Raw genomic sequence first — 11,051 nt, forward strand, 5'->3', positions numbered from 1 at the left:
TACGCCGCTACACATCATCCCGACACCCCTCAGTGAGCATCCCCGTCCCACAACCAGTTCCAGATCCCTGGCAACTCAACCGCCTCAGAACTGTCACGGACAGTACGCGCCATGGCCGCCCGCTGCAGTGCTGCCGTGTCGTCGTAAAACGGTTTCTGCGCCGTGACCAGACCTGTGGCACTGGCACTGTCGAGGAGGATTTGCAGGTATTCCCGGGTATGCCAAGCGGTATAACGATTCAGGTCATGAAAGGTCACTACCACCGGAATCACCCCGTCCACCGTCGGCAACTCGCCGAGGGCAATGCGCTCGCGGACTTCGGATAGTTGCCGCAGCATATTGGCCCGCCGCCGAGGGCTGGCGTTGAAGCCCCAGATCTTGCCGTCATTGGCGCTCAGGTCGGTCAGCAGTACGTGCATACCATGCTGTTGATAGGCCGCGAAGGTGCGTTTGTCGTAGTTCCAGAACGGCGGACGCACCAGGGTCGGCGAGGCTTTGCTGATCGCGGCGATGTCTGCACTGCCATCAGTGAGCGACTGCTCCAGTTCTTCCGGGTCCAGTGAACGATGGTTGGTGTGCCGGGGCGTGGCCGTGTGGAAGCCCAGCAGGTGACCTTCGGCGTGTTCGCGACGCATGATTTGTCGACCCGCTTCACTGCCGCCGGCGCGTGAGTCACGGGTCTGCACGAAGAATACGGCTTTAATGTCGGGTTGCAGCGGATTACGCGCGAGGCTATCGAGCACGGTGACGGTCGGGTTGTAAAAACCGGACGCGCTGGGCCCATCATCAAAAGTCAGCAGGAAGCGGATCGGCGCTTGCACGCGCAAACGCTGTTGCGTCTGCGGCGTCATTTCAATGGGCGCGGCGATGCAGCCAAACAGGCCGACTGCGATGGCGAACGCGGAGAAAACCTTGACCAGCTGCTTCATGTTTAGCCTTGGACCAGACCTTGCGGTTATCACGTTTAACGGCAAAAATCCTTCGCCCATTATCCCTGGACCGGCCCGCAAATCGCTGCGAGCCGGGGTTGGATAAGGGTACACAGTGTTTGGTTCCGGCGCCCGCTCCCGGACTCGCGTTATGCCTTCGATTTTTGGTTATTGCGCCAGCGCCTGCTGGAACGAGCTGTCGATAATCGGTGCCGTCGCCAGGGCGGCCGGCAATGCCTTGACCTTGAACAGGAAGTCTGCGGTGCTTTGCAGATCTGCTGCGGCTTGTTGATCCACCGGGCCGACAGTCATGTGGGCCTGGCGCAGCCAATGGCGCGAGACGTTCTGGTCCAGGTTGGCCTTTTTCGCCCAAAGATCGGCGTACTCGTCGCTATGACTGTCGACCCAGGCCCGGGCCTTTTTCAGGCGCACCAGGAAGTCGGCAATGGCTTCGCGTTTGTTGTCGATCGAAGGCGTCGAAGCGGCGATGGCGCTCAGGCCCGGCATCAGGTTTTTGGCGGTGAGAATCGGTCGAGCGCCGGAGAACAGTATCTGCTGGGAAATGTAGGGTTCCCAGACCGGAAACGCGTCGATGCTGCCTTGGGGCAACGCGGCGGCTGCATCAATCGGCATCAGTTTGATGAAGTCGACGTAGTTCTCCGGCAAATCGGCTTGCTCCAGAGCGCGCAAGGTCAGCTGCTGGCTCCAGGCGCCGGGCCAGTACGCGACTTTCTTGCCCTTGAGGTCGGCGATGGTCTTGACCGGCGAATCCTTTGGCACCAGCAAGGCGATGGTGTCCGGGTTCTGCCGCGACACGCCGATCAGTTTGACCGGTGCCTGTTTGGCGGCCAGAAACAGAAACCCCGAATCGCCGAGAAAACCCAGGTCCAACGCGCCGGTATTCAGCGCTTCGGCCAACGGCGCAGCGGCCTGGAAGTGCTTCCAGTCGACGCTATAGGGCGCCCCTTGCAGCACACCCGAAGCCTCCACCGACGCACGAATGTTGTAGTAGTTCTGATCGCCGACGTGCAACACCACGGGGTCGGCGCCGTAGGTCAAAGGCGCGGCAAACAGGGCGCTGGCCAACAGACCGCGCAGGTATTGGGACAGGTTCATCAGGGGCTCCTGGAGGGTTATTTTTATAGACCATAGCGCTCTTACAGAGGCAGATTTAAATTCTATTTATGCATAAGCTCATGACAGGGAACAGAGAGTGTTTACCCAGCAACACTGGCTCAACAGACTGCATTTCCCGGTACATTCTCTGTCTGCAGCCACACATTGTCTTACCTGTGGGAGCGAGCCTGCTCGCGATGGCGATGTAACAGCCGACATTGATGTTGAATGTTATGGCCTCATCGCGAGCAGGCTCGCTCCCACAGGGGATTGCATTTCAGGCTGCTGAAATTAAAAAGCCCCGCTATCTATGGCGGGGCTTTTGGATATGTGCGGACCGGTCAGGGCTTCAGCGGGCGCTCCTGGTCGCGGTCCGACAGTTCTTTACCGTCGTCGGGATGCTTCCAGTCCGGCCTCGAACGCCTCTGCTGCTCAAGCTCTTCCTCCGTCGGTTCATCGATGTCCTCATCCGGGTCCGGATGCTTTGGTTCAGTGGCCATGTCCACCTCCCTTCCTCAAAAGATCAGTCATCTATTTTTAAGCGTAGAACAGTTTCGGATGGGACGACTCAGAGCCACCATCGCAGCAAAAAGAAGAACCCCATGCTCAACAACATGCTGAGCAAGGTGTTGCGGGTGTAAAGCACCAGTCCCACGGCCACCAGCGAACTGATCAGATAGGGGTTGTCCCACTGCAGGTTCAGCTGCTTGTCGGGCATGAACACGATCGGTCCGCAGATTGCTGTAAGCATGCCCGGGACCGCGAAACCGAGGAATTGCCGGGCATTGCTGCTCAAGCGCACCGGCAGCCGAGGCTCAAGAAATACGTAGCGGTTCAGGAACACCAGCAGGCCCATCCCGATAATCACAGCCCAGACCATCATGTGCGCCCCACATAGAATTTGTTGCAGATAAAGCCTGCGGTCATGCCCGCCAACCCCGACAACACCAGGGCCGAGCCCCATTGCCAATAGCTGAACAGCACCGAACAGAACAGCGAGACCGCCACGCAGACCACCGTCGGAACGTTGCGCACCACGGGTGTGATCAAGGCGATAAAGGTCGCCGCGATAGAGAAGTCCAGCCCCAGGTGTTCAAGACCCGGAATGCTGCTGCCCAGCACAATGCCCGCCAGGGTGAAGAGGTTCCACGCGATGTAGAACGTCAGGCCCACGCCCAGGGCGTACCAACGATTGAACTGCTGCTTGTCATGCTGACTGGTCAGGGCGAACAACTCGTCGGTGAGCAAAAAGCCCAGCCCCACACGCCAGCGGCCCGGCAACGGGGAAATCACCGAACGCATGCTCATCCCGTAAAGCAGATGCTGGGAGGTCAGCAACAACGTGGTCAACAGAATCGAAAAGACCCCGGCGCCGCCCTTGAGCATGCCGATGGCGACCAATTGAGCCGCGCCGGCAAACACGATGCTCGACAGCCCCTGGCCTTGCAGCGGTGTGAGATTGGCCTCGATGGCCATGGAACCGGCCAGCAACCCCCAAGGCGCGGTCGCCAGGGACAACGGCATGATGGCCGCGGCACCGCGAAGGAATGCACTGCGCGGCATGAGTGAGTTGGACATAACGCTCTACAACCAGGGAAAGACCCCAGACTGTGCCAGCAGTCGCGGTGGATGGCTTGAACAATCTTGCGCACTTGCCCGCAACCGGTGCTGATTATCGAGATTGACAAACATCGCGCCGACTTTTAAAACTGAGCACCTCATTCAGGGTGTAAGCAACCATGTCCGCAACCTTCAACCTCAACACTGTCGTCATTGGCTTGAATGCCAAGGCGCAAGGTTGCGTTGCGCACGCCCTTAAATCGAAGAAACAGTCGCTCATGTGACCGGGGCGCGCTGTCCCGTCAGATGAGCTGACAGGACATTGAGCGCGGCGGACACTCCCTCCTTCTTGCTGACTTCCTTCTACGCTTCTGACGGTGACGAAATCGGTCAACCTTCAGGAGAAAGTGCATGTCATCGTTTCAAGGTATCTGGGTTCCCATCGTTACGCCGTTTCAGCATGGAGCGATCGACTTCGACGGGTTGCGGCGGCTGGTCAGTCATCTGCTGGAAAAAGGCGTCGATGGCATTGTAGTCTGCGGCACCACCGGGGAAGCCGCGGCGCTGGGCAAACATGAGCAATTGGCAGTGCTCGATGCGGTGCTGGAGCAGGTTCCGCCAGAACGTGTGGTCATGGGCCTGGCCGGCAACAACCTTGCCGAGTTGCTGACATTTCAAAGCGAAATCCTCAAACGTTCTCTGGCGGGTTTGCTGGTTCCGCCGCCGTACTACATCCGCCCGTCCCAGGCCGGCCTTGAAGCCTTTTTCAAGACCGTCGCCGATGCTTCCAGCGTCCCGGTCATTCTCTACGACATTCCCTATCGCACCGGCATAGCCTTCGAGCAGGCAACCTTGCTCCGGATCGTCGGCCATGATCGGATCGTCGCGATCAAGGACTGCGGCGGCAATCCAGCCACCACGCTTGCGCTGCTCTCCAGCGGCAAAGTCGACGTGCTATGCGGTGAAGACAACCAGATCTTCGGCGCATTATGCCTGGGAGCCAAAGGCGCGATTGCCGCCTCGGCCCATGTTCATCCCGAGCTGTTCGTGACGTTGTATCAACAGATCCGCGATAACCGGTTAGCGGCCGGCCGAACGACCTTCTTCCAGTTGCTGCCGCTGATTCACAGCCTGTTCATCGAGCCCAATCCCGCCCCGGTGAAAACCGCCCTGGCCCTTGAGGGGTTGATCCACGACGAGCTGCGCGCGCCGATGCAATGCAGCAGCGAAGCCACGGCGGTGCGCTTGAAAGAAGTACTGGCAGTGCTCGAAAACCGCAATCGATAGAGCACACGCGCCCAGCCCGAGTACCATGGAGCGATTCACATAACGCGTCAGGGAATCGACATGCTGTACCGAATCGCCGCCGACGGGCTGGTGCTGTCTCACTTGCTGTTCATTCTGTTCGTGCTGTTCGGCGGGCTGCTGGTGCTCAAATGGCACCACCTGGCCTGGTGGCACCTGCCCGCCGCCGCATGGGGTGTGATTGTGGAAGTTTTCCACCTGACGTGCCCACTGACCGATTGGGAAAACCTCATGCGCCATGCGGCCGGGCAAACCGGTTATGGCGGCGGTTTTATTGAACATTATGTGTGGCCGATTATTTACCCGGCCGGGCTGACACCCACGATTCAGCTGGGGCTGGGCAGCGTGGTGTTGGCGATCAACGTGCTGATCTACCTGCGGCTGATCCGCTTATGGAGGTTGCGGCACCCGACTCGTTCAGGGCAGTAACCGGTCGGCCTGAGTTCAGTTGGCAATGACGCTCATGTTCCGGCCACTGGCCTTGGCCACATACAGCGCCTTGTCTGCTGCGCCGATCAAGTCTTCGGGCTGGGCCTGTGACATCTGGTTGTAGGCGCAGACCCCCAGACTGACGGTGACGGTGCCTTCAGGACTGTCGCTGTGCTTGATGCCGGCCTGCTGAACCGCGCGGCGAATCTTTTCCGCTACCAGAAACGCCCCCACATAATCGGTGCCAGGCAGTACCACCGTAAACTCCTCACCACCGAAGCGGGCAGCAAGATCGCCGGGGCGCTGGATGTTGTCAGTGATGATGGTGCTGATCTTGCGCAAACACTCATCGCCCGCCAGATGACCGTAGTGATCATTGAAACTCTTGAAATGATCGACATCGATCATCAGCAACGCCAGGCTGGTGTGGGTACGCCTGGCACGGCCCATTTCCGCCAGGATGAACAAATCGAACTGACGCCGGTTGGAAAGCCCGGTCAGTGCATCCTCCAGGGCCAGCAACTCAAGGCTGCGATTAACCTCGATGAGTTTTTCCTGAGCCCCCAGCAATTCGCTCTGAATATTGTTCTGCTGCCTCATGAGACGAATCAGGCGATAACCGAGAACGCCCAGGAACCCCAGCAGCAATACGACGACGCCTGCGCTCAGCATTGACTCCTGCCGCCAGCCGGCCAGGACTTCATCCTTGTCGAGCGCGGTAAAGACGACAAGCGGATAGCCCTCGACCCGCCGAAACCCCACAACTCGCTCCACCCCGTCCATGTAGGACTTGACCACGGCCGTACCGGAATCGCCCTTGGGCAACAGTTGGGTAAACAGCGGCCCATTGGCAACGCTGGCGCCCATCTCAGCGTCGTTGAACGGGCGGCGAACAACGATGGTGGCATCGTCGGCGATCAGGTTGATCACACCATTCCTGCCCATGTCGATGCCGTTGTACAGGTCCAGGAAATGGTTGAGATAGATCGTCGCCAGCGCCACGCCGGCAAACCGGCCATCGGCGTGATTGATCCTGCGCGACACGGTCATGATCCACTCGCCGGTCGAGCGGCTTTTTATCGACGGACCGATATGTGGCCCCCGGTCGGGATGATCACGGTGGTAGATGAAATATTCACGGTCGGCGTTATTGGCATTGGGCAGCACGGCGTTATTGGAGTTGGCGAGCCAACGGCCTTCTTCGTCGTAAACGAACAGCCCATGGATCTGCGTCAGTTCACTGCGCTGGGCGTGGAGCAAACGTTGCAGTCTGGGAAATTTCTCCGGTTCCATGCCGTCGTTTTCGAGGCGATCCACCAGAGCAAACAGCAGCGTATCGGCCTGCTTGATCGAGGCCTGAGCCTGCGAGGCCAGGGTTTGCGCCATGTTGGACATCGCCACTTCGCTGTCGCGTAAATGATACTGGCGCGAGTTCCAGCCTTCCACGATCACAATGGCCATCAAGGACAGGCACACCGCGAGCAGAAAAACCGCGTATCGAACCTTGAGCGTTGATTCAAGCTGCTCGGGTACCGAAGGCGTGGCGAGCCGGGTGCTTTCAGTGCGATCTTTGACGAACGGATGCCCCATGACGCTCCCTGAATCCCTTATGACATGGCGAATTTTCCTGTTCGCCCTTTTAACGCCGGCCAGCCGTGCCTGGCGCTCACACCACTATGACTCATCAACGAATACGATAGGTGATTTGCACGAAAACGCTCATGGAAATCATCCGTGCCTGTTACAGCGGCGCCTGCTTTATTGACTCAAGCCAGGCAGGATTCAATTGAGTCTGTTCGGTTTCAATGCCCAGCGCTTGCATCCGTACCTTGTGCTGGTCCATCTCACGGGTCAACTGGCTATGGTCGCTGGAGTTGCCATCGAGCTGATGCATCTGGCTCAGTCCCAGATGATAAAAACGCAGCAGCTTCATGGCGCTCGGATCACCTTTCTCCACCGCCGCCGTCACCTGGTGCATGACGTTGGTGATGCTCATCAGGCTGCGCTTGAGCTGCCAACCGTACACCGCTGGCGCCATCCACGCCTGGGTCCAGAACGTGCCGCGTATCAGCGTCACCGTCAGCAACAACGCGGCGAACACGCCGCCAACGTTGAAACGCAGATTGTCGCCACCGGGCTCACCGAACAGCGCCACCGCCGCCGTGGACAGCACCATCGCCAGCGCCAGGAACATCAGGGCGATGATCACCGTGCTGCGCCGCGTCTGGCGTCGATAGGTTTCAGCATTCATCGGCTGGATTTCGAACATCGCGGCAGGCTTCCTTGGGTCTGTGAGCAAAAAGAGCGCAGGGCATTATCGCCTCCCCGAAGGATTTAGCTATGCTGGGGCTCCTTTTCATCTTTCCATCGTCAAACGGGGAACATGGCGATACAGCGCAGTTCGTGCCATCTTCTCCATGGATACACACTATTCGGATGCCATGCGCCTGCCGGCGGGTGACATCGTTTTAAGGATCATTGAATGACCCAACGACATGTAATCAACGCCTCGGTCAGCCCTAAAGGCAGCCTGGAAACACTGTCCCAACGTGAAGTACAGCAACTGAGCGAAGCCGGAACCGGCCTCACCTACACCCTTTTCCGCCAGTGCGCCCTGGCCATCCTCAATACCGGCGCTCACGTCGATAACGCCAAGACCATTCTGGAAGCCTACAAAGACTTCGAAATCCGCATTCACCAGCAAGACCGCGGCGTACGCCTGGAACTGCTGAACGCCCCGGCCGACGCCTTCGTCGACGGCGAAATGATCGCCAGCACCCGGGAAATGCTCTTCAGCGCCCTGCGCGACATCGTCTACACCGAAAACGAACTCGACGCCTTGAGCATCGACCTGAGCACCTCCCAGGGCATCAGCGACTACGTCTTCCACCTGCTGCGAAACGCCCGCACCCTGCGCCCCGGCGTCGAACCGAAAATCGTGGTGTGCTGGGGCGGTCACTCGATCAACACCGAAGAATACAAATACACAAAGAAAGTCGGCCACGAACTCGGCCTGCGCAGCCTGGACATCTGCACCGGCTGCGGTCCGGGCGTAATGAAAGGCCCGATGAAAGGCGCGACCATCGCCCACGCCAAGCAGCGCATCCACGGCGGCCGCTACCTCGGTTTGACTGAACCCGGGATCATCGCCGCCGAAGCGCCGAACCCGATCGTCAACGAACTGGTGATCCTGCCGGACATCGAGAAACGCCTGGAAGCCTTCGTACGGGTCGGCCACGGCATCATCATTTTCCCGGGTGGCGCGGGCACGGCCGAAGAGTTCTTGTACCTGCTCGGCATCCTGATGCACCCGGACAATGAAAGCCTGCCCTTCCCCGTGGTCCTCACCGGGCCGAAAAGCGCCGCGCCATATCTGGAGCAGTTGCACGCCTTCGTCGGTGCCACCCTCGGTGAAGCCGCGCAGCAACACTACGAGATCATCATCGACGACCCGGTTGAAGTGGCGCGGCAGATGACTCAGGGCCTGAAAGAGGTCAAACAATTCCGTCGCGAACGCAACGACGCGTTCCATTTCAACTGGCTGCTGAAGATCGACGAAGGCTTCCAGCGCCCGTTCGACCCGACCCACGCCAACATGGCCAACCTGCAACTGAGCCGCAACCTGCCGTCCCACGAACTGGCCGCCAACCTGCGCCGCGCGTTCTCCGGCATCGTCGCCGGCAACGTCAAGGACAAGGGCATTCGCCTGATCGAAGAACACGGGCCGTACCAGATCCGTGGCGATGCCGCCGTCATGCAGCCGCTGGACAAACTGCTCAAAGCCTTCGTCGCCCAGCACCGGATGAAACTGCCGGGCGGCGCGGAGTATGTGCCGTGTTATCAGGTGGTGGCGTAACAATATTGATGTGAGCTATAGCCCTTGTGGGAGCGAGCCTGCTCGCGATGACGGACTGACAGACAACAGTGATGTTGAATGTGATGACCTCATCGCGAGCAGGCTCGCTCTCCCTCTTTGACAAGAAACCCCGCGTGATGCGGGGTTTCTTGTTTTTGGGGACTGTGTCAGTGGACCTCATTGTGGCGAGGGAGCTTGCTCCCGCTGGGTTGCGAAGCGACCCCAAAACCTGCAACCGCATCTTTTCAGGCTCACCGCATTCATCGGCTTTACGACTGCTGCGCAGCCGAGCGGGAGCAAGCTCCCTCGCCACAGATGCCCAGTCACTTCAGATCCAGTATCAGGCAGGTGGATCGAGGTTATCCAGTACCCGATTCACCGCCAATTCCCCAAGCATGACCACCTGTTGAATCCCCAACATCACGTTGCGATGTGGCATGTCCATCAAGCCGGCGAACTCACTGAGCATCATGCTCGCTGACGCCAGGGATTCGCAGGCGTTGACCAGCAGGGTTTCGTTATCGACCTTCGCACCCACATGGTAAATGGTGCTGGGTTTGCGCTTGGTGTCTTTGGGGATGGGCGGTTTGAGGTAGTGATCGAGGGCGCGGTCGGCGGCTTCGTGGAGTTTTTTGGAATCGAGGGATTCGTAGGGGGACGTCGGATCGGTTTCCGGCGGGTTGGGTGTGATCTTGAACATAGATGGAACTCCAGATAGTAAAAGTGGAGCCATCACCCTCGCTACCAAACGAAGGGTGGCGGCCATACGCAGGTTGGTAGACCGGTCATCTGGCAACCCGGCGCGCCCAAGGGCGCCCTACGCATAGCCACCATAAAAACAGAGGACGAAAAAGGTCCCTGTATTAGGTTGCGCTATGCGCCAGAAAACCGGGCTACCAAACCCGATCGCTGGTTTGTCAGCGACCGGCAAACGATAGAGCCCGCCCCTAAGGCGCACAAGCCGGCGGATTCTGGCGCAGTCGTAGGCAGCGGCGCAAGAATGTGTAGCCTGAGTGAGTATCTGGAGATGTCTATTAAACATCGCCTGTTTATTGGTCTGACTGTGAGTCTTGTGGTGGCTGTACCGGCCTCATCGCGAGCAAGCCCGCACCACAGGGGATTTTCGGTGAACACATTATTTGTGTACGCCCGAGATCCAGTGTGTGCGGGCTTGCTCGCGAAGAGGCCCGAAAAAACACCCTCCAACTTTCGGTCAAACCACCGGATAGACGGAAAATAGCAGTAGGGACAGACGACGTTTTTGCTTATCCATCAAAAATGAATCGCGGTCTGCCCCCCCACCCTACGACCAGGCTTACCCGGCCGGCGCGAATCTCGCCGGCCATAGCGTTGCGAATGCTGTCTGTTTTCAGTTACTCGGGTGGGCGCTCTGACAAACTTTTTAAAAAATCTGAAAAAGATGGCGCAACATCAGATAACTCCAGATCGCCACCAGGCGTGGCTTCGTGATGCCACATTACGACGGGAGGACTATCGGATAGTAAATTTTTACGGTAGTCAAAACACAGCGCATCCCCATTTCCTAAAACTGAGAAAATTATTAAATCCTGTACAAAATCCTCTGGTGGATATTGATATTTTATCTCCATGGTTTCGAATGACCCGTCAATCTTACCAAAAGGTAAAAACATGCCTGGACTGCATGTAACCTCTTGCCCTAGGAGTCGATTATAAAACTTGAAGGCGGGTTTATTCACAACAAAAGCGCCATTGAACTCTAAAGCAATTTTTTTGTACTCGGCAGGTAAAATCTTACCCGTCAGCGCCTCAAAATCCCGTATTTCTGCAGAATTTCCATGACCATAATACGAATCAAAACTTACACCCGAGAACAT

The 11,051-nt window shown here is 58.1% G+C and carries 12 protein-coding genes; 3 read left to right on the forward strand and 9 right to left on the reverse strand.

Going from position 1 to position 11,051, the window contains the following annotated elements; translation table 11 throughout:
* Positions 1-29: 29 nt before the first annotated feature.
* The 5 genes from BK662_RS31270 to BK662_RS31290 all read right to left on the reverse strand — a co-directional run bounded on the left by BK662_RS31270 (position 30) and on the right by BK662_RS31290 (position 3,623).
* Positions 30-929 carry a polysaccharide deacetylase family protein gene (locus BK662_RS31270; protein ID WP_123360788.1) on the reverse strand — a complete coding sequence of 300 codons (900 nt, stop codon included), beginning with the start codon at positions 927-929 and terminating at the stop codon, positions 30-32.
* 168 nt (positions 930-1,097) lie between these two features.
* On the reverse strand, positions 1,098-2,045 hold the full coding sequence (locus tag BK662_RS31275) for an ABC transporter substrate-binding protein (protein WP_123360789.1): 948 nt from the start codon (positions 2,043-2,045) through the stop codon (positions 1,098-1,100).
* 341 nt (positions 2,046-2,386) lie between these two features.
* Positions 2,387-2,545 carry a hypothetical protein gene (locus BK662_RS35005; protein ID WP_185047213.1) on the reverse strand — a complete coding sequence of 53 codons (159 nt, stop codon included), beginning with the start codon at positions 2,543-2,545 and terminating at the stop codon, positions 2,387-2,389.
* Between the two features lie 68 nt (positions 2,546-2,613).
* Positions 2,614-2,925, reverse strand: a complete 312-nt coding sequence (locus tag BK662_RS31285; protein ID WP_162830927.1) for a branched-chain amino acid transport AzlD family protein — start codon at positions 2,923-2,925, stop codon at positions 2,614-2,616.
* On the reverse strand, positions 2,925-3,623 hold the full coding sequence (locus BK662_RS31290; RefSeq protein WP_007895507.1) for an AzlC family ABC transporter permease: 699 nt from the start codon (positions 3,621-3,623) through the stop codon (positions 2,925-2,927). Before BK662_RS31290 ends, BK662_RS31285 begins: the two co-directional genes overlap by 1 nt.
* A 393-nt stretch (positions 3,624-4,016) precedes the next feature.
* On the opposite strand from BK662_RS31290, the gene dapA reads away from it, so the two are divergent.
* Complete coding sequence (gene dapA, locus BK662_RS31295) at positions 4,017-4,892, forward strand: 4-hydroxy-tetrahydrodipicolinate synthase (RefSeq protein WP_123360791.1); 876 nt, start codon at positions 4,017-4,019, stop codon at positions 4,890-4,892.
* A gap of 60 nt (positions 4,893-4,952) precedes the next feature.
* Positions 4,953-5,339: a DUF2784 domain-containing protein gene (locus BK662_RS31300; protein WP_123360792.1), complete on the forward strand. Its 387-nt coding sequence runs from the start codon at positions 4,953-4,955 to the stop codon at positions 5,337-5,339.
* Positions 5,340-5,354: 15 nt separating this feature from the next.
* On the opposite strand, the gene BK662_RS31305 is transcribed toward BK662_RS31300, so the two are convergent.
* Complete coding sequence (locus BK662_RS31305; protein WP_123360793.1) at positions 5,355-6,929, reverse strand: sensor domain-containing diguanylate cyclase; 1,575 nt, start codon at positions 6,927-6,929, stop codon at positions 5,355-5,357.
* 151 nt (positions 6,930-7,080) lie between these two features.
* On the reverse strand, positions 7,081-7,608 hold the full coding sequence (locus BK662_RS31310) for a DUF3087 domain-containing protein (RefSeq protein ID WP_123360794.1): 528 nt from the start codon (positions 7,606-7,608) through the stop codon (positions 7,081-7,083).
* 213 nt (positions 7,609-7,821) lie between these two features.
* On the opposite strand from BK662_RS31310, the gene ppnN reads away from it, so the two are divergent.
* Positions 7,822-9,195, forward strand: coding sequence for a nucleotide 5'-monophosphate nucleosidase PpnN (gene ppnN, locus BK662_RS31315; RefSeq protein WP_123360795.1), 1,374 nt, complete (start codon positions 7,822-7,824; stop codon positions 9,193-9,195).
* A 340-nt stretch (positions 9,196-9,535) separates the two neighbouring features.
* On the opposite strand, the gene BK662_RS31325 is transcribed toward ppnN, so the two are convergent.
* Entirely contained in the window at positions 9,536-9,895 is a 360-nt protein-coding gene (locus BK662_RS31325; protein ID WP_123360796.1) for a DUF6124 family protein, read from the reverse strand.
* A gap of 673 nt (positions 9,896-10,568) precedes the next feature.
* A complete protein-coding gene (locus BK662_RS31330) occupies positions 10,569-11,051 on the reverse strand; it encodes an SMI1/KNR4 family protein (RefSeq protein ID WP_123360797.1) in 483 nt (160 codons plus the stop codon).

The sequence above is a fragment of the Pseudomonas frederiksbergensis genome (genome assembly GCF_003732275.1).
GTDB lineage: Bacteria > Pseudomonadota > Gammaproteobacteria > Pseudomonadales > Pseudomonadaceae > Aquipseudomonas > Aquipseudomonas frederiksbergensis_H.